General features: G+C 68.1%; 17 protein-coding genes, 1 tRNA gene and 1 other RNA gene. 4 read left to right on the top strand and 15 right to left on the bottom strand.

The window, feature by feature from the left end:
• Positions 1-21 precede the first annotated feature (21 nt).
• From D7316_RS19480 to D7316_RS19450, 7 genes are all read right to left on the bottom strand, one after another.
• Entirely contained in the window at positions 22-567 is a 546-nt protein-coding gene (locus tag D7316_RS19480) for a uridine kinase family protein (RefSeq protein WP_124709725.1), read from the bottom strand.
• The gene (locus tag D7316_RS19475; protein WP_408610026.1) at positions 564-1988 is read right to left on the bottom strand and encodes an alpha/beta fold hydrolase; all 1425 of its coding nucleotides are present in this window, start codon (positions 1986-1988) and stop codon (positions 564-566) included. The genes D7316_RS19480 and D7316_RS19475 overlap by 4 nt, the downstream gene beginning before the upstream one ends.
• Positions 1989-2241: 253 nt before the next feature.
• Positions 2242-2853 carry a recombination mediator RecR gene (recR, locus tag D7316_RS19470; RefSeq protein WP_124709724.1) on the bottom strand — a complete coding sequence of 204 codons (612 nt, stop codon included), beginning with the start codon at positions 2851-2853 and terminating at the stop codon, positions 2242-2244.
• Positions 2854-2865: 12 nt separating this feature from the next.
• Positions 2866-3279 carry a YbaB/EbfC family nucleoid-associated protein gene (locus D7316_RS19465; RefSeq protein WP_197718269.1) on the bottom strand — a complete coding sequence of 138 codons (414 nt, stop codon included), beginning with the start codon at positions 3277-3279 and terminating at the stop codon, positions 2866-2868.
• On the bottom strand, positions 3257-3586 hold the full coding sequence (locus tag D7316_RS19460; protein ID WP_124709722.1) for a hypothetical protein: 330 nt from the start codon (positions 3584-3586) through the stop codon (positions 3257-3259). Before D7316_RS19460 ends, D7316_RS19465 begins: the two co-directional genes overlap by 23 nt.
• A gap of 23 nt (positions 3587-3609) precedes the next feature.
• Complete coding sequence (locus D7316_RS19455) at positions 3610-4551, bottom strand: pseudouridine synthase (RefSeq protein ID WP_124711447.1); 942 nt, start codon at positions 4549-4551, stop codon at positions 3610-3612.
• On the bottom strand, positions 4548-4985 hold the full coding sequence (locus tag D7316_RS19450) for an SRPBCC family protein (protein ID WP_124709721.1): 438 nt from the start codon (positions 4983-4985) through the stop codon (positions 4548-4550). Before D7316_RS19450 ends, D7316_RS19455 begins: the two co-directional genes overlap by 4 nt.
• Positions 4986-5064: 79 nt before the next feature.
• Here D7316_RS19450 and D7316_RS19445 point away from each other — a divergent pair, with 79 nt between their 5' ends.
• Together D7316_RS19445 and D7316_RS19440 are read left to right on the top strand one after the other, a co-directional pair.
• Complete coding sequence (locus tag D7316_RS19445; RefSeq protein WP_124711446.1) at positions 5065-6522, top strand: FAD-binding oxidoreductase; 1458 nt, start codon at positions 5065-5067, stop codon at positions 6520-6522.
• Entirely contained in the window at positions 6519-7844 is a 1326-nt protein-coding gene (locus D7316_RS19440; RefSeq protein ID WP_124709720.1) for a class I SAM-dependent methyltransferase, read from the top strand. Before D7316_RS19445 ends, D7316_RS19440 begins: the two co-directional genes overlap by 4 nt.
• Before the next feature lie 28 nt (positions 7845-7872).
• On the opposite strand, the gene D7316_RS19435 is transcribed toward D7316_RS19440, so the two are convergent.
• The 5 genes from D7316_RS19435 to ffs all read right to left on the bottom strand — a co-directional run bounded on the left by D7316_RS19435 (position 7873) and on the right by ffs (position 13576).
• Positions 7873-10146: a DNA polymerase III subunit gamma and tau gene (locus tag D7316_RS19435; protein WP_124709719.1), complete on the bottom strand. Its 2274-nt coding sequence runs from the start codon at positions 10144-10146 to the stop codon at positions 7873-7875.
• A 75-nt stretch (positions 10147-10221) separates the two neighbouring features.
• On the bottom strand, positions 10222-10668 hold the full coding sequence (locus tag D7316_RS19430) for a hypothetical protein (RefSeq protein ID WP_124709718.1): 447 nt from the start codon (positions 10666-10668) through the stop codon (positions 10222-10224).
• A gap of 129 nt (positions 10669-10797) precedes the next feature.
• Positions 10798-12087 carry a glycosyltransferase 87 family protein gene (locus D7316_RS19425; RefSeq protein WP_124709717.1) on the bottom strand — a complete coding sequence of 430 codons (1290 nt, stop codon included), beginning with the start codon at positions 12085-12087 and terminating at the stop codon, positions 10798-10800.
• Positions 12088-12136: 49 nt separating this feature from the next.
• Positions 12137-13414: an aminotransferase class I/II-fold pyridoxal phosphate-dependent enzyme gene (locus D7316_RS19420; RefSeq protein WP_124709716.1), complete on the bottom strand. Its 1278-nt coding sequence runs from the start codon at positions 13412-13414 to the stop codon at positions 12137-12139.
• 67 nt (positions 13415-13481) lie between these two features.
• Positions 13482-13576, bottom strand: an RNA gene (ffs, locus tag D7316_RS19415) — signal recognition particle sRNA small type.
• A 132-nt stretch (positions 13577-13708) separates the two neighbouring features.
• Here ffs and D7316_RS19410 point away from each other — a divergent pair.
• Both D7316_RS19410 and D7316_RS19405 read left to right on the top strand, forming a co-directional pair.
• A tRNA-Ser gene (locus D7316_RS19410) sits at positions 13709-13797 on the top strand.
• Between the two features lie 408 nt (positions 13798-14205).
• Positions 14206-15597: an acyl-CoA synthetase gene (locus tag D7316_RS19405; protein ID WP_124711445.1), complete on the top strand. Its 1392-nt coding sequence runs from the start codon at positions 14206-14208 to the stop codon at positions 15595-15597.
• Between the two features lie 42 nt (positions 15598-15639).
• On the opposite strand, the gene D7316_RS19400 is transcribed toward D7316_RS19405, so the two are convergent.
• The 3 genes from D7316_RS19400 to D7316_RS19390 are packed head-to-tail and all read right to left on the bottom strand — an operon-like array spanning position 15640 to position 17702.
• A complete protein-coding gene (locus D7316_RS19400) occupies positions 15640-16920 on the bottom strand; it encodes an MFS transporter (RefSeq protein ID WP_124709715.1) in 1281 nt (426 codons plus the stop codon).
• A 48-nt stretch (positions 16921-16968) separates the two neighbouring features.
• Entirely contained in the window at positions 16969-17388 is a 420-nt protein-coding gene (locus D7316_RS19395; protein WP_124709714.1) for a RidA family protein, read from the bottom strand.
• A complete protein-coding gene (locus tag D7316_RS19390; protein WP_124711444.1) occupies positions 17385-17702 on the bottom strand; it encodes a hypothetical protein in 318 nt (105 codons plus the stop codon). Before D7316_RS19390 ends, D7316_RS19395 begins: the two co-directional genes overlap by 4 nt.
• Positions 17703-17706: the final 4 nt, after the last annotated feature.

Here is a 17706-nt window from a genome sequence, read left to right as displayed (position 1 = left end):
AGGTCACGATCCGCACGACCGTCACCCCAGGACCCGGCATCGCTCCCGTGTGCGATCCACCGCGAACCACCCGCGCTCGAACTGCTGCCACCGCTCGAGCATCGGCCGGGATTCCTCGCCGTCACGGGCCACCGCCCGCTCGAGACGTTCGGCCGACGGACCGCCGTCGAGCCACAGCGAGTACGTGAGTCGTTCGGCGATCCGCCGCCGCGCCGACGACACACCCTCGATGATCAGCAACGGCTCCCAGCGCAGCCAGACGAGCTTGCCCGGTTCGGGTACACCGCCGCGCCACACGCGCGGGCGATAGTGGTAGTCGTGCCGGCGGATGAAGGCTTGCAGCACATCGGTTTCCAGCTCCGGCCACCAGGCGACGGGGTCGTCCCAGGTGGCGAAATCATCGGTGCGGACGAGTTGTACACCGGTGCCGCGGGCCCGAAGGCGCGCCACCAGTTCGTCGGCCACGGTCGATTTGCCTGCCCCGGACGGTCCGTCGATGGCGACGATGCCCGAGACCATCTCGGCGGCCAGTTCGTCGAGCTGATCGTCGAGGGTGGCAGCGATCATCGGCCGAGGACGGTGCGTGGCGCCGTGGTGAGGGATGCGGTGATCGGCGGTTCGGGTACGGCACGCACGGAAGTCCGGCCGGTCCGCAGATACTCGACCAGGGCACCGTCCAAGGGACCGTTCTTACGTCCCAGCTGGGCATGGTCACCGCCGCCCACGGTGATCAGGTGGCTGCGCATCCGACGTTGCATCTCGAGTGAGCCACGGTACGGCGTCTGCGGATCGCCGACACTCTGGATCTGCAAGGGCTGCACCGCGAGTCCACGATTGGACACGGCCACCGGGCGGGTGACCGCCGGGGCGCCGGCGCACGCCATACCCGACTGGTAGATCAGGCCCGGACCGTCGAAGATGTCGCCGACGATGTAGTTGGCGAACACCGACGCGGGGACCTGCGCCGGCTGCGCCGGCGCCTGGTTCTCGTTGCACATGATGAGGTTCTGCATCTCCTGCAGATTCGTCAGGATCTTCACGACGTCGGGCGGCAGTTGCCCGGGCGGCCGCGCCCGGCCGGCGGTGCGCAGGGCCACCAGCGGCCAGGCGTTGCGGTCCGGTGCGGCCATCCGTGTCAGGCCCAAGAGCGACGAGTTCGCCTGCACCCCACCGGGTACGAGGAGTGTCGCCACCAGGTTCTCCGCCCGGGCACGGGCATCCGCGGTGAGATCCACGCCGGCGATGTACTGCTGCGCCACGGCACGCAGACCCGGCGGCACGTCGCCCACCCGGGCGGGCGGTGCGGCGAGCGAGGGCGGTACCCCGGCTTCGGAGGTGACCTTCGCACTCCACGACCGGTACACCGCGAGCGGTGTACGTCCGAGGTGATAGATGTTGTCGCGCTGGGCGATCCACGCCATCATCTCGTGGGTGCGACGCTTGTAGGAGGACGTCTGCCCGGCCAGCACATCATTCCAGACCCATGACGGATCGACGCCGGAGTCGAGTACCAGGCGGTCGGTATGCTGCGGGAAGAGTGTGGCGTACGTCGACATCAGCAGCGTGCCATAGGAGATGCCGTACAGACTCACCTTGTCGACGCCGAGTGCGCGACGGACCGATTCGATGTCGCGTGCGGTGTTCTCGGTGGTGATGGTGCGCACGTATCCCGGGTCGGCCTTGTCGCAGCGATCACGGTTCATGCCGCCGAAGGACACCAGGGACGAGACGGTGTCGGATTCGGTGATCGGTGCGCATCTCACCGGCGTGGCCGACAGCAGTCCGCGCGGTTGCACGGCGACCAGATCCCACTCGTCACGCATCGCCTGCGGGACGGGCAACGCGGAGAACATGGCGATCCCGTCACCACCCGGCCCGCCGGGATTGCCGATGAGCACCCCGCGCCTGCGGGCGGGATCGCGGGCCGGGATACGGCTGACCGTGACCTCGATCGTCGGACCCGCGGGTTTGCTGTGATCGCGCGGCACGTGCACGGTCGCGCAGCGGACGTCCGGACCGGCTCCGTGGATCGCCGGGCACGGCCCCACCGCAGGGTCTGCGTGGGCCCGGTATGGGCGGGCCGGGTCTCGGTCGGCGCCGCGGCGGCCTGCGGCACCGTCACGATGCCGACGGCCGCGGCGAGCGTCACCGCCAACACGGACAGTCGACCGATTCGCGTCATTCCCGGTGTGGTCACGGGTCAATCTGTAGCAGACGCTCCCTCGCGGGCGCGATCGCCGCCTACGCGAGCACCCGCCGGCCGGAGAGCGCCCGTCCCAGTGTCAGTTCGTCGGCGAACTCCAGATCGCCACCCATCGGGAGTCCGGATGCGAGTCGCGTCACCGACAGCCCCGGAAAGTCCTTGAGCATCCGCAGCAAGTAGGTGGCGGTCGCCTCGCCCTCGGTGTTGGGGTCGGTCGCGACGATGATCTCGGTGACGTCGACACCGTCCTCCTGGTTGGCGAGGCGACGCAGGAGTTCGCGAATCCGCAGCTGATCGGGGCCTATCCCCGACAACGGGTCCAACGCCCCGCCGAGGACGTGGTACCGGCCGTTGAATTCCTTGGTGCGTTCGATCGCGTGGACGTCCTTCGGCTCCTCGACGACGCAGATCTTCGTCGCATCGCGACGCGCGTCCGAGCAGATCCGGCACAGCCTGTTGGCGGAGACGTTGCCGCACTCGGCGCAAAAGGTGACGTCGTCGCGCACCCGGCCGAGGGCCGCGATCAACCGATCGATCTCGTTGTTCTCGACGCCCAGCAGATGGAACGCGATCCGTTGCGCACCCTTCGGACCGAGGCCCGGCTGCTTGGCCAGTTCATCGATCAGATCCTGGATCGGTCCCTCGTACATGGCGGCGTCGACTCAGCCGAGACCGGGCAGACCGCCGCCGAGCCCACCGGCGAGCGGTCCCATCTTCTCCTGAGCAAGCGCCTCACGCTTGGTCGACAGATCGGCGAGCGCACCGAGGACCAGGTCCTGCAGCGTCTCGACATCATCGGCGTCGACGACCTTGGGATCGATGGTCACCGCGGTGACCTCACCGGTCCCGTTTCCGGTCACCGTCACCAGGCCGTTGCCGGCCGATCCGGTCACCTCGGCCGCCGCGATCTCGTTCTGCGCGGTGAGCAGCTGCTCCTGCATCTGCTGGGCCTGCGCGAGCAATCCCGCCATCGGGTTGTCGCCGCCTTCACCGCCGCCGAACAGTGCGCTGGGGTCGAAAGGTTGAGTCACGGTGTCCAGGGTAGTCGCCAGGTCAGCGGAGCAACCGATCGACATGCGCGGCGAGCTCGTCGACGGTCTCCCCGTGCCCGGGGGTCACGACGAACGAGAGGACGTCGTCGCCGAACAGCCGGCCGGCGCGCCTGGTCAGGGAGAATTCGAACCTGTCGTCGACGCGACGCCACTCGACGATGGCGCCGTAGATGGGCGCACTGGCGCCGGTGGTCACGCAGTACTCGTGGGCCCGCGGTCCGCCGACGAGGTCACGCTGGATCTGGAAACACGCCATCGACTCGTCGTCGATGAAGACGACGGCCTCACATCCGAGGTCGGGATGACGCTCGTAGGTCGTCTGTATGGCCATTGGGCCAGGGTAGCCAGTGGGGCTCACTCCCCGTCCAGCACCGACCGCCCGCTCATGAACCGTCGCGGTTCACCGGTGAGCGGATCGTCGAAGGCGAGCGAGTGGGCGATCAGCCGCAGTGGCCGACTGAAATCTCCGCGATCGGGTCGCTCGGCGAGGTCGGGCCGGACGTCGGGATAGAGGGGATCGCCGACGATCCCGACGCCCAGCGACGCCATGTGCATGCGCAGCTGGTGGGTCCGGCCGGTGTGCGGACGCAGGTGGTAGATGCCCCCGCGGTCGGTCTCCTCGGCGAGGGTGATGTCGCTGATCGCGTTGACCTCCCCGTCGACGACGCAGGCGCGCAGGTCACCGGCGGTCTTCTCGATGCGATCGGCCACCCTGGTCGTCGTCGAGAGGTCGGTGCGGACCGGCGCCAGCGCGCGGTACTCCTTCACCGCGAGCCGGTCGGCGAACAGCGACTGGTACGCGGCGCGCACCTCCGGCCGCAGCGTGAACAGCAGCACACCCGCGGTGAGCCGGTCGAGCCGATGGGCCGGCGACACCAGGTCGGTACCCAGTTCCCGGCGCAGGCGGACCAGGGCCGTCTGGGTGACGTGGCGGCCGCGCGGCATGGTCGCCAGGAAGTGCGGTTTGTCCACGACGACGATGTGCTCATCGGCATGGAGAATCGGCAGATCGAACGGGATGGGCGGCTCGTCGGGCAGGTCCCGGTACAGATACACCGAGGTGTTGCGCCGGGCGGGCCGATCCAGGTCGACGGGACTGCCCCGACCGTCGACGATCTCCCCGCGGGCGGCCCGCGCGGCCAGGGCGTCGATGGTCAGGCCCGCCAGCGAACGCGTCTCCTGCAGGCACTCCCCGACCGTGCGTTCCGGCCCGGACCTCAGGACGACGCGGGTGGCATCGACCCCGTCGCGCGGTGGGAGCGGCGCGACCGGGTCACGGCGACGTCGGCGGCTCAGCTCTCCAGACGCTTCTTGAGGTTGCCGAGGAGTTCGGCCTGGATGCGGTTGAGGCCCTTGGGCGCGAACGTCTTCTCGAAGAATCCGCCGATGCCGCCGGCCCCGGTCCACGTCGTGGTGGTGGTGACCGAACTACCCGAACCGGACTTCGAGACTGTGTATGTGGTCACCATCGACGAGTTCTCGTCGTTCTCGGTGACGGTGTCGGGGACAACGCTGACGGTCGCCTTGACGTCCCTCTGGCGCTTCTCGGTGGCCTGCAGAATCCAGTGCACGACGGTGCCGTCACCGTTTCCGCCGCTGATCACCGCGTAGTCGCGGTACTGCGACGGCAGGATCGCGGGGCGCACCTCGGTGTAGTCGGCCAGTGCCGCGACGACGGCGTCCGGCTCGGCGGCGATGTCGATCGACTGGGTTGCGGAAACCTGACCCACAGCGGGCACTCCTTAGAACTGATTGGCGGGGGGCAAACTCACGACCTAGGCTATCCAAGTGAGCTCGGACCGGTTGGAGATGGGGCCGCTGGCATTCGACGAGGGTGTGGCCACCCTCCTGGCGAGCTACCGTGCCATCCCCACGGGTGCGACGGTGCGGTTGTCGAAGAAGACGTCGAACCTCTTCCGGAAGCGGGCAGACAATCCCTTTCCCGGACTCGACGTCTCCGGGCTGGATCGGGTGATCTCGGTCGACAAGGACGCGAAGACCGCCGATGTCGCCGGGATGTGCACGTACGAGAACCTGGTGGCGGCAACGCTGCCGTACGGCCTCGCACCGAAGGTCGTGCCGCAGTTGAAGACCATCACGCTCGGCGGCGCGGTGACCGGACTGGGTATCGAGAGCACGTCGTTCCGCAACGGCCTGCCGCACGAGTCGGTCCTGGAGATCGACATCCTCACCGGCGACGGCGAGATCATCACCGCGACCCCGACCAACGAATACGCCGACCTCTTCTTCGGGTTTCCCAATTCGTATGGGACGCTCGGCTATTCGGTGCGGCTGAAGATCGAACTCGAAGCGGTACAACCGTTTGTGGCACTACGGCATGTCCGCTTCGACCGAATCGTCGACCTGCAGGAGACGATGGCGACGATCATCGCCGACGCTTCCTACGACGGCGAGCGGGTCGACTACCTCGACGGCGTGGTGTTCACGGCCGACGAGTCGTACCTGACGCTGGGGCGTCAGACCGACGAACCCGGTCCGACGAGTGATTACACCGGGATGGACATCTTCTACCGGTCGATCCAGCGACGAACCACCGACCGCCTCACCATCCACGACTATCTGTGGCGGTGGGACACCGACTGGTTCTGGTGTTCCCGAGCATTCGGGGCGCAGAACCCCCGCATCCGCCGCCTGTGGCCGAAGAAACTGCTGCGCAGCAGTTTCTACTGGAAGATCATCGCCCTCGACCACCGGTACAACATCGGCGACAAACTCAGCGCCCGCAAGGGTGAGCCACCCAACGAGCGCGTGGTCCAGGACATCGAGGTGCCGATCGAGAACACCACCGCCTACGTGGAGTGGTTCCTGCAGAACGTTCCGATCGAGCCGATCTGGTTGTGCCCGTTGCGCCTCCGGGAGCCGGCGAGCGGGCCGGATTTGACCGGCGCCGGGAGCGGAGCGAGCGGGCCGAATTCGACCGGAACGACGCACGCGGGCAGTGATCCGAGTAGTGATCAGGTGCGGCCGTGGCCGCTCTATCCGCTCGAGCCACACCGCACCTACGTCAACGTCGGGTTCTGGTCGGCCGTGCCGGTCACCCCGGGCGATCCGGGACACACCAACAAGGTGATCGAACGCAAGGTGGCCGAGCTCGACGGCCACAAGTCGCTCTATTCCGAATCCTTCTATTCCCCCGACGAGTTCGACGAACTCTACGGGGGCGAGATTTATCGACTGCTCAAGAAGCGGTACGACCCCCGCGGCCGTCTGCTGGATCTGTATGCGAAAGCGGTGAAACGACAATGACCACATTCAAGGACAGCCCCTTGCACGCCGGCGGCGAGACCCCGTCGGGCAGGATGACGTTGGCCCAGATCTTCGAATCGCTGATGGGCGGCGACCTGACCGTCCGCATCACCGCCTACGACGGTAGTGCGGCCGGCCCGGAGGACGCCGAGTTCGGCCTCAAGCTCAAGACTCCGCGGGGCACGACCTATCTGGTGACCGCCCCCGGCGATCTCGGTCTGGCCCGCGCCTACATCGCAGGCGATCTCGAGCTCGTCGGCGCACATCCCGGCGATCCCTATGGTGCGCTGCAGGCCCTCGCCTCGGATCTCAACTTCAGCCGCCCGTCGCCGCTGACGCTGGCCACCATCGCGCGATCTCTGGGCATCGAGCATTTCAAGCCGATCGCACCACCTCCCCAGGAAGCGCTGCCGCGGTGGCGCCGGTTCGCGGAAGGCTTCCGGCACAGCAAGGCTCGCGACGCCGAGGTCATCCATCACCACTACGACGTGTCGAACACCTTCTACGAGTGGGTGCTCGGGCCGTCGATGACCTACACCTGCGCGGTGTATCCGGATCTCGAGGCGTCGTTGGAGACCGCGCAGGAGAACAAGTATCGGCTCATCTTCGACAAGCTGCGTCTCAAGCCGGGTGACCGACTGCTCGACATCGGTTGCGGCTGGGGCGGAATGGTCCGCTACGCCGCACATCGTGGGGTCAAGGTGATCGGTGCGACCTTGTCGGCCGAGCAGGCCGAGTGGGCCCAGAAGGCCATCGTGGACGAGGGTCTGAGTGACCTGGCGGAGGTGCGTCACAGCGACTACCGCGATGTCACCGAGACCGGGTTCGATGCTGTCTCGTCGATCGGGTTGACCGAGCACATCGGCGTGGCCAACTATCCCGCCTATTTCGGCTTCATCCGGGATCGGCTCCGCGTCGGCGGGATGTTGTTGAACCACTGCATCACCCGGCCGGACAACTCGAGCCGCAGCCGGGCCGGGTCGTTCATCGACCGTTATGTGTTCCCCGACGGCGAGCTGACGGGTTCCGGCAAGATCATCTCCAAGCTGCAGGACATCGGCGGCATGGAGGTCGTGCACGAGGAGAACTTCCGCGATCATTACGCGTTGACGTTGCGTGACTGGAACGTCAACCTGGTGGATCACTGGGACGAGGCCGTCGCGGAGGTCGGCGAGGGCACCGCACGCCTGTGGGGCCTCTACATGGCCGGCTGCCGGATCGGCTTCGAGCGCGACATCATCCAGCTGCACCATGTGCTGGCCACCAAGCTCGACGACAGGGGCGGCAACGACCTTCCACTGCGTCCGTGGTGGAACGCCTGAGCCGAACCGCCACCCGACCGACGGTGATCTACTCCAGCGGTCGCGCGCCCAGCTCCGACTTGAGCAACTCCAACGCCACCTGATCGGGATCGAGGCGCCGCTCCGGGGGTCCGGAGTGTGCGTCGGCGACCATCTCGTCGCGCTCGGCGTCGGTCAGTTCCTCGTCGGCGCGTGGCGGCTCAGGCTCCTCGGGTTCGGGCGGAAGGTCGGACGCCGCCGAGGCGGGCTGATCCTGCCGTTCCCCACCCGGCGCGCCCGCCCGGCTCGGCCGCGAGAAGGTCTGGCGGCGCGGTGCCGGTTGTTCGGTCGCGGCGCTTCTGCCGGTGGCGGCCGGCGCGGCCGCACCCGGGGGCTGATGCACCGTTCGCACGTCGAGATCCGTGCCGAAGACCTCGGTCAGCGCCGCGCGGATGATGTCGGTCGCGTGCGCCGCGGAGAGTCGGCCCACCAGCACCTCCACCGGATGCGACAGCACCACCGTCCGGTCCTGCAGATCGTGGATGACGGCTGCGGACAGCATCGGCTCCAGGCTCTTCGAGCGTTCGCGGACGGCCGCGCGCACCTCCTGGAACCGCTTTCGCAGCTCGTCGGCGTCGACGCCGATGTCGACGGTCGGCGGCGCCGGCTCCGCCTCCGGTGCGGCAGCGCGGGGTTCGGGATCCGGCACGCCGAACTCGTCCGACGGCTCGTCCGGCAGCGGGATGTCGTCGTCGGTACCGTACGCGTCCACCCGTCCGACCGGCTCGGGCCGCGTCGGGGTCATCGGCGCACGCTCGACCGGCGCAGGTGACGGCGTCGGGGTCGGTTCGGGCTCGGGTTCGGGCTCGGACTTGGACTCGGACTTGGGCTGCGACACCGCTTCGGACACAGCGGGTTCGGGGTCGTGCGCAGCTGAGGTGGCCCGCGGCGATGCGGTGGCAGCCGGTGCCGATTCAGGGGTCGCGGGCGCGGCCGGTTCCGGCGTCGTCGCGGCGACGGGTTCCGGACGTGATGGCTCGGGCGGCGCCGCAGGTGCCGCAGGCGTCGCAGGCGCTGCAGGCGCCGACTCCTGAGCCTTGCGCTGCGACGGACGGACGAACTTCGGCGGCGACTCCGGCTCGGGGGCCGCGCCCGGCGCGGCCGAGGAGTTCACCGGTGACGATCCCGCCACGACGACACCGGACTCGAGGCGTTCCAGCCGCTGCAGCAGCGCGGCGTCCTCGGTCGATGCCGCCGGGAGCAACATGCGCGCGCACATCACCTCGAGGAGGAGTCGGGGCGAGGTGGTCCCCCGCATCTCGCCGAGGGCCGCGTGCACCGTCTCCGCGAAGCGCGTCAGTGCGGCGGGACCGAGCGACTCGATCTGTGACTGCATGCGCTGCAACTGATCTCCGGGCGCCTCCACCAGTCCTCGATCGGCCGCATCCGGAACAGCCTGCAGCAGAATCAGATCGCGTAACCGCTCGAGCAGGTCGATCGCGAATCGTCGCGGGTCGTGTCCCGCGTCGACCACCTTCTCCACCGCCCCGAACAGTGCGGAGCCGTCGGCGGCGGCGAGAGCGTCGATCGCCTCGTCGATCAGGGCGACGTCGGTGACGCCGAGCAGTGCCAGCGCACGGTCGTAGGTGACGCCCCGGTCGCCGGCCCCGGCGAGGAGTTGATCGAGAATGCTCAGTGAGTCACGTGGCGATCCGCCGCCCGCCCGGATCACGAGGGGATAGACGTCCGCCGCGACGGTGACCTGCTCACTCGCACAGATCTTCTCGAGCAGGGCACGCATCACCGGCGGCGCGAGCAGCCGGAACGGGTAGTGATGCGTCCGCGAGCGGATGGTGGGGAGGACCTTTTCCGGCTCGGTCGTCGCGAACACGAAGATGAGGTGCTCCGGCGGCTCCTCGACGATCTTGAGGAGCGCGTTGAAGCCCGCGTTGGTGACCATGTGCGCCTCGTCGACGATGAAGACGCGGTAGCGGGATTCCGATGGTGCGTAGAACGCCCGGTCGCGGAGCTCACGGGTGTCGTCGACGCCGCCATGGCTGGCCGCGTCGAGTTCGATCACGTCGAGATTGCCCGGCCCGCCCGGCGCCAGCGCGACACAGGAGCTGCACACCCCGCACGGCGTCGAGGTCGGTCCCTCCACACAGTTCAACGAGCGGGCGAGGATGCGCGCCGACGACGTCTTGCCGCAGCCACGCGGACCCGAGAACAGGTAGGCGTGGTTGATCCGGCCGGAGTCGAGCGCATGGCTCAACGGATCGGTGACGTGCTCCTGACCAACGACGTCGGCGAAGGTAGCCGGGCGATAGGTGCGATACAGGGCCACGCGTCGAGACTACCGGCGGACTGCGACACCGCGGCGCGCTCCCCCACAGGCCCGGCGCGAGTTCCCGACGAGGCCTCAGACGGTGGCGGTGCCGCTGCAGACCGGAGCCGGCAGAGTCGGGATCAGACCATGACTCACCGACCGCACGGTGACCCTGATGGGCCCGCTGCCGCGGAGATCGTCGATGCGGTACCCGGGTAGGTCGGCGAGTCCGTGTTGCCACCGGCGGTGGAACGTCTGCGACCGGTTCGTGGCGAGGCTGGTGACCGTCACGGTCGAGTCCGTGGTGTACGGGAAGAGGCTCTTGCTGTCGGCCCAGATGCTGAACAGGCCGGGTCTGGTGGTGTCGGTCCGCACCGACACGCCGGCGTAGAACGGGACGTCGGCGATGTTCGGGTTGAGGCTCCAGCAGTTCATGCCGATGTTCTGTGTGCGGAACGCGGCGTCGGCCGGCCCGGCCGCGCCGATCGTCGTGGCGAGCGTCGCGATCGCCACCGCGGTCACCATCGTTCGACGTCGCATGTCCGTCTCCTCACTGTGGTGCACGCGCACGGGCCGTGCCCGCCCTCTGTCCGGTGTGTCGTGGGTCACTCACCTGCCGTTAGCGACGCATACGAGTCGATGCGAGAGCGTGACCCGGCGGTCGCCGGGTCAGGACGCCGGGCGAGAGTCGAGGAGTTCGGGATCGACCGTCGACGGCGGGCCGGCCGGTCGTCGGAAGACCACGATCGTCGCGACGATCGTGGTCAGGAAGACCACGTTGTACGGGTAGTAGGTGAACACGCGGAGCCAGACGATGCCGTTCTTGAAGAACAAACCGGTGAGGTAGGCGTCGGGGACGGTCTTGGTGACAAACCAGATCGGGTACGCGAGGTAGGACCGCCACGGGAAAGCGATGAGGAGCAACGCGATCAGACCCGCCGCGACGACCACGCGGTCGATCGCCCGGCGACCGGGTGCCATCAGCATGTGCACCCCGATCACCAGCAGTGGCACGAACCACACCCAGTGATGCCCCCACGACATCGGCGACACCGCGCACGACGTCATCCCGACGATGGTGATCGCGAGCAGCTCCTGCCCGTGCCGATGCGCGAGCATCGCCGCGTACATCCCCGCCGCCAGCGCGGCCAGCGCGAGGACCATCCAGAGCATCCCGTTGGGGGCGTCGGAGTGCAGCAGATTGGCGAGCAGACCGCGCAGCGACTGATTACCCGGGGTCTGCGGTGCACCCACCCGATCGGAGTCGAACAACTTGCCGGTCCAGTACGACCAGGACTCCCGCGGCAGCACCGCGAACCCGACCACGAGGGTCACGGTGAAGCCGGCCAGCACACCCATCAGGGTGCGCCACTGCCGTAGCAACGCGAGGTAGAGGACAAAGATCAGCGGCGTCAATTTGATGCCTGCCGCGATGCCGGTCCCGACCCCACGCACTCCCCGATGACCGGGTCGGGCCAGGTCGGCGACGATGATCAGCAGCAGGAACACGTTGATCTGGCCGTACCAGATGGTGGTGCGCACGGGCTCCAGCAGCAGCGTGACCGCCACCAGGGACAGCGCGATCACCCGCAGCGGCCACGACGCGGCTCGGCCGAGGCTCTTGAAGCTCAGCATGATCACCAGGTACAGCGCGACGAAGATCCCCGCGGTCCAGATGATCCGTGCGGTCTCGAAGGACACCCAGGTGAACGGGGCGAACAGCAGGATGGAGATGGGCGCGTACGTGTAGTCCATCTGACCCAGCAGTTTGGCCTCGTAGAGCCGTCCACCGTCGAGCACGGTCTGCGCGCCCGCCCGATAGACGTCGAGGTCGAGCTGATTGTCGAACAGTCCCCAGAACGGGGTCGTGTACGGCACCACGACGTCTTGCAACCAGACGGCGAGAATTCCGACGAGGACGAAGCCGACGGCGACCAGGGCCGCCCGCCTCGTCTTCACGCTCGATTGTTTGTCACGGTCATGCGTCCCGCAGTTCGGATCTTCACCGTCAGGATTCGCGCGACGCCAACAAGGTCTCCGACGCGGCCAGCAGGACACAGGTGGCGACCCCGTCCATGGCCTGACGGAGGTCGTCGGTCGACGGGAAGGTCGGAGCCAACCGGATGTTCCGGTCGAACGGATCCTCCTTATACGGGTACGCCGAACCGGCGCCGGTCAGCGCGATCCCGGCCTGCTTGGCGAGCTCGATGGTCCGGCGAGCCGTGCCGTCGATGACGTCGAGGTTGATGAAATAGCCGCCCTCGGGCTCCGACCACGCGGCGACCTTGGAGTCGGCGAGCCGGTCGGCGAGGATGTCGAGGACCAGGCGGAACTTCGGTGCGAGGATCTCGCGATGCTTGGCCATGTGGGCGCGCACGCCGTCGGCGTCGCCGAAGAACCTGGCGTGCCGGAGTTGGTTGATCTTGTCCGGGCCGATGGTCTTGAACGACAGGTGGCCGGTGAACCAGTCGAGGTTCTCCGTCGACGATCCGAAGAACGAGACCCCCGCACCCGCGAAAGTGATCTTCGACGTCGATCCGAGCACGTAGACCCGGTTGGGGTTGCCGGCGGCCGCAGCCATCTCCAGCACCGGCAGCGGGGTGGGCGGCGCCTCCACGAGCGTGTGCACCGCGTAGGCGTTGTCCCAATAGATACGGAAGTCGTCGGCCGCCGGCATCTCCAGCAGCCCGCGGGTCACCTCTTCGGTGAACGTGACGCCGGTCGGGTTGGAGTAGGTCGGTACGGCCCACATGCCCTTGATGGACGGGTCGTCGGCGGTGAGGGCGGCGCAGGCGTCGACGTCGGGCCCGTTGGGCAGCATCGGCACCGGGATCATCTCGATCCCGTACGACTCGGTGATCGCGAAGTGCCGGTCGTAGCCGGGCGCCGGGCAGAGGAACTTGACGCGTCCCGAGTTCCACGGCTCGGTGGAGTCGACGGTCCCACCGAGCAGTCCGAACACCGTGAGGTCGTGCATCAGCTCGAGACTCGAGTTGCCGAAGGCGATGAGGTTCTTCGGGTCGACGGCGAGCAGCTCACCGAAGATCTCGCGCAGCTCGGGCAGGCCGCTGATGCCGCCGTAGTTGCGGGTGTCGGTGCCCGCGGCGTCGCGGTAGTCCTCGCCCGGCATCGACAGCAGCGCGTTCGACAGATCGAGCTGCTCCGGCGCCGGCTTGCCGCGCGTCAGATCCAGCTTCAGACCTGCCGCGCACAACGCGTCGTAGAGCTTCTGCAGATCGGATCGGGTTTCGCGGAGCTGATCGGCACTCATCGAGTGATAGTTCAACGCGGGGACCTCTCCAGTGACACCGCGCCGGTGGGCGGTGACGCTCAGAAACTGGGTGACTATCTGAGATAGGGGACCCCGCGCACCCGAGAGAGCCCGTTGACCCTTGCTGCCTTCCGGCCCTGGGGGAGTTCACAGGATGCACGCCGCGCGGGATCCGCCGTCAAGTGTAGCGGGCGGGCTGACCGGAACCGCAAACCGGTGGTCGGGATGCTCGACGGCCGGGCGGACCGGCCGGTCCGGCCGAGCCCTGTTTTGGGTTCGGCGGCCCGCGACCGTTATCATCGCCAGGTTGGAGGATTCGCCTAGTGGCCTATGGCGCTCGCCTGGAACGCGGGTTGGGTTAACAGCCCTCAGGGGTTCGAATCCCCTATCCTCCGCCAGGACTCCCGCCTCGATCGTCGATCTGGGCGGGAGTTGTGCGTTTCGGTGCGGGTCTACCTCGGGTGTCGACTGAGATCGGCCCCCTGAGGCGCAGGCGAGGGGATATCCCCTCGGAAGGGCGTGTCGGGGCAGATCTCAGTCGCTGTCCGCACTCGCCAGCCGGCCGGGAACCGTGGAGCCATTGGTTGCCACACCGGACGCCGACGTCGGCAAGGCCTCGGCCACGCACCACGCGGCCACGGCAGAACAAGGGGAATCCGGAATCAGAAGTTTGGACAAGACCGGGGGTTTCTGTAATCACCCCGGCCTCTGGTTCAACAAGCGAGTTACAGCATCGCGTGAACGTGACCCCCACCGTAGCAGGCCGGCGTGATGATCGACGAATCGTCGTCTGGAAAGCTGGACAGGTGCTGTTCCCGACGCTGACGCCCAATGCTCCCGATCTGCCCGACGCGATCTCGGTCGGCGACGATCATCTGTCCCGCGAGGATCTCGTCGGTGCGGCGACCGCGGTGGCGGAACGGATCGCCGGCGCGCGGACGGTGGCAGTGCTCGCCCGCCCGACCACCGACACTGTGCTCGCGATCGTCGGATGTCTGATCGCCGGCGTGGCCGCGGTGCCGGTGCCACCCGACTCCGGGTCACGCGAACTCGACCACATCCTCACCGATTCCGGCGCGCAGGCCTGGCTGGGCGCGGCGCCCGACGATGCCACGCTGCCGGTGATCCCGGTCCGTCGCTATGCCCGCTCGTGGCATCGCCACCCCGAGCCGCCGGAGTCGTCGATCGCGCTCATCCTGTACACATCGGGCACCACCGGCCTACCCAAGGGCGTACCCATCACCCGGCGGTCGATCGCCGCCGGCCTCGATGCGCTCGCGGACGCGTGGCAATGGTCGTCGGATGACGTTCTCACCCACGGTCTTCCGCTGTTCCATGTGCACGGCCTCATCCTCGGCATGCTCGGGCCGCTGCGTCGGGGCGGGCGGCTGATCCACACCATCACACCGAAGGCCGAGAACTACGCCGCCGCGATGCAACGTGGCGCGACCATGTTCTTCGGTGTCCCGACGGTGTGGCACCGCGTGGCGGCCGATCCGACTGCGGCGCAAGCATTGTCGTCGGCGCGACTGCTGGTGTCCGGCAGCGCGCCGCTACCCGTCCCGGTGTTCGAGAGCATCCGCGACCTGACCGGGCACGAGATCGTCGAGCGCTACGGGATGACCGAGACCATGATCACCGTCAGCACCCGCTCCGACGGGGAACGCCGACCGGGCTGGGTGGGCCTCCCGCTGGCAGGCGTGCAGACCCGACTCCGTGAGGGCGACGCCGACCTCCCGCACGACGGCGAGTCGGTCGGCGACCTCCACGTGCGGGGGCCCATGATGGCCGCCGGCTACCTGAACCAGCCGGACAAGACCGCCGAATCCTGGCTCGACGACGGATTTTTCGCGACCGGCGACGTCGCGGTGATCGATCCCGACGGTATGCACCGCATCGTCGGCCGGCGGGCCACCGACCTGATCAAGTCGGGCGGTTTCCGTATCGGCGCCGGCGAGATCGAGACCGTGCTGCTGGGTCATCCGTCGGTGGACGAGGTGGCGGTCATCGGCATCCCCGACGACGACCTCGGCCAGCGCATCGTCGCCTACGTGGTCGGCGAGCGTATACCCGACAGCGAGCTCATCGACCACGTCACCGCCGAGCTGTCACATCACAAGCGGCCCAGGGAAATCCGGTTCGTCAACGCACTCCCCCGCAACGCCATGGGCAAGGTGCAGAAGAAGCTGCTGGAGTGAGGCGACGCCGACGGGCGGCCGTTCAGGTGCCGCAGACATCTGCTACGAAGCGGCCGGGACCGGCTCCGCCGCCGGAGACGGGCTGCGTCGGGTCGCCGTCCGTCCGAGCGCGACGATGAGCACCAGTGCCGCAGCCACCGGCACGCAGGCGATCAGCACGATCGCACTGGTGGACATCCCGAGGCCGATGAGCGCTCCTCCGACGATCGGCCCGACAACGGATCCCAGACGGCCCATCGACGACGTCCAGCCCACGCCGGTGGCCGCGGTCGCCTGTGGGTAGAGCGACACCGCGACGGCGGCCTGCCCGATCATCCCCGCCTGCAGGCCGAGCCCGACACCACCGAACACCAGGAGTAACAGGGCCTTGTCTGCACCGAGAAACGCGGACAGCACGAGGAACACGATGGCGACCGCGGTGGTTCCCGCGAGCACCGACGTCATCCGGAAGCGCAACGCCCCCACCATGAGTACGCCCGCGCCGATGATGCTGCCCACCCCGAGTGCGGCCGAGCCGAGTGGGGCGAGGCCGGTGCTGAACCCGTAACTGGTGAGCAGCGTAGGCAGCCACGACGAGAAGATGTAGTAGACCGAGAACACCAGGAACGCGAAGCCCCACAACAGAATCGTGCGGGTCCGGACCGCCGGATCGAAGAGTCGCGCAACCGAGGCATGGTGTTTGGCGTCGGCAGGCGCGATCGTCGACCGGGTCACCGCACGTTCATCGGGTAGCCAGACCCACAAGAACGGCAACAGCAGGGCCGAGGCGGCGGCGCCGACGATGAAGACGGCCGGCCAGCCGAACGTCCCGATCACCTGGCTGCCGAACACTCCGGCGATGAGCGCGCCCAGCGAGATACCCATCGTCACGAAGACGGCGATCGATTGTCGATACCGCGCCGGATTGAGGGCGGTGGCCTGCGCAACGGCAGCGGGCATCACCGCGCCGAGCCCGAATCCGGTGATCAACCGCAGCGCGCTCAGCTCGAGGATCGAGCCCGCCCATGCGGTGAGCAGGCAGCCGACGGTGAACACCGCGACAGCGACCAGCACCACGTGCCGGCAGCCGAAGCGCGCGGTGAGGCGCCCGACCGCGATGTAACCGAGGGCGACGCCGAGGCTGGTCAGCGAGAGGGCAGGAGTGAAGTGGGAGGCCGGGACACCCCAGTCGTCGGCCAGCGCGGGCACAGACAGCCCGAGGGCGATGGTGTCGTAGCCGTCGAGCACGACGGCGACGAAGGCCAGGATCAGTACCGGCCAGTTGGGCCGGGTGATGGCATCCGGGCTGCTGACGGGAGGGGAACTCATGCGCGGTCCGCTCATGATGGCGTCCTTGTGGTTGTCGGCGTGGCTGACGCCGTGTGGATGATTCTACTGGGCGGTGAAAGGCCGGCCGGGGTGATCGGCCGTGGGGAGAAACCCCTGGGCTTCGACCTCGACGGTGAGGCCCGGCTCCACCAGGGCCGACACCTCGACGAGGGTCGAGCACGGGAAATCGCCGGAGAAGACCGCGCTCCGGGCGCGGCCGACAGCGGATCTGTCGTCGATGTCGGTGAGGTAGATGCGCAGGACGACGATGTCGTCGACGGTGGCGCCACACGCTTCGGTGAGCGCCCGCATACGGCGGAAGGCCTCGACGGCCTGCGCGTGGGTGTCGGCGGCGGCACCGGGTCCCGACGGCCCACCCGCGTGCATTCCCGAGAGGAAGAACTGACCGCCGACGATTCGGGCGTTGCTGAACATGTCCCGTCGTGGCGGTTCCGCGACGGTGGGCTCGACCACCCGGGTCATGACGCCCTCACAGCGCGTCGTGCATCGGACTCCTCGGTGAGCCGCACGCGGACCGGGGCGAAGTCGTACGTCGGGTAGAAGTCCGTCTGAAACGTGCCCCAGGCGCGGCGCTCGAGTTCCACGTTGACGGCGGCCAGTCGATCGGCGGGCAGGCGCAGCGTGACTACCTGCCCCAGCCCCATCGCGACGACCCACGACACGATCTCGCAGCCCTCGGGAGGGAAGCCGTGCCACCAGTCGTTCTCGTCGAGCCGGCCCTGTAGCTGCGCGAGATTCTGCGACTGGTCATGCCGCAGAACCACCGTCAGCAGCATCGTG

Source organism: Gordonia insulae (genome assembly GCF_003855095.1).
GTDB lineage: Bacteria > Actinomycetota > Actinomycetes > Mycobacteriales > Mycobacteriaceae > Gordonia > Gordonia insulae.
The sequence above is the reverse complement of the archived record's forward strand: the minus strand, read 5'-3'. Positions and strand labels throughout refer to the sequence as shown.

Excerpts from the sequence above, each read along its gene's own strand:
- D7316_RS19465 (WP_197718269.1), bottom strand. The coding sequence starts at position 3,279 with ATGTCGATCGGTTGCTCCGCTGACCTGGCGACTACCCTGGACACCGTG.
- D7316_RS19445 (WP_124711446.1), top strand. The coding sequence starts at position 5,065 with ATGGGGCCGCTGGCATTCGACGAGGGTGTGGCCACCCTCCTGGCGAGC.
- recR (WP_124709724.1), bottom strand. The coding sequence starts at position 2,853 with ATGTACGAGGGACCGATCCAGGATCTGATCGATGAACTGGCCAAGCAG.
- D7316_RS19440 (WP_124709720.1), top strand. The coding sequence starts at position 6,519 with ATGACCACATTCAAGGACAGCCCCTTGCACGCCGGCGGCGAGACCCCG.
- D7316_RS19395 (WP_124709714.1), bottom strand. The coding sequence starts at position 17,388 with ATGACCCGGGTGGTCGAGCCCACCGTCGCGGAACCGCCACGACGGGAC.
- D7316_RS19430 (WP_124709718.1), bottom strand. The coding sequence starts at position 10,668 with ATGCGACGTCGAACGATGGTGACCGCGGTGGCGATCGCGACGCTCGCC.
- D7316_RS19480 (WP_124709725.1), bottom strand. The coding sequence starts at position 567 with ATGATCGCTGCCACCCTCGACGATCAGCTCGACGAACTGGCCGCCGAG.
- D7316_RS19400 (WP_124709715.1), bottom strand. The coding sequence starts at position 16,920 with ATGAGCGGACCGCGCATGAGTTCCCCTCCCGTCAGCAGCCCGGATGCC.
- D7316_RS19460 (WP_124709722.1), bottom strand. The coding sequence starts at position 3,586 with ATGGCCATACAGACGACCTACGAGCGTCATCCCGACCTCGGATGTGAG.
- D7316_RS19390 (WP_124711444.1), bottom strand. The coding sequence starts at position 17,702 with ATGCTGCTGACGGTGGTTCTGCGGCATGACCAGTCGCAGAATCTCGCG.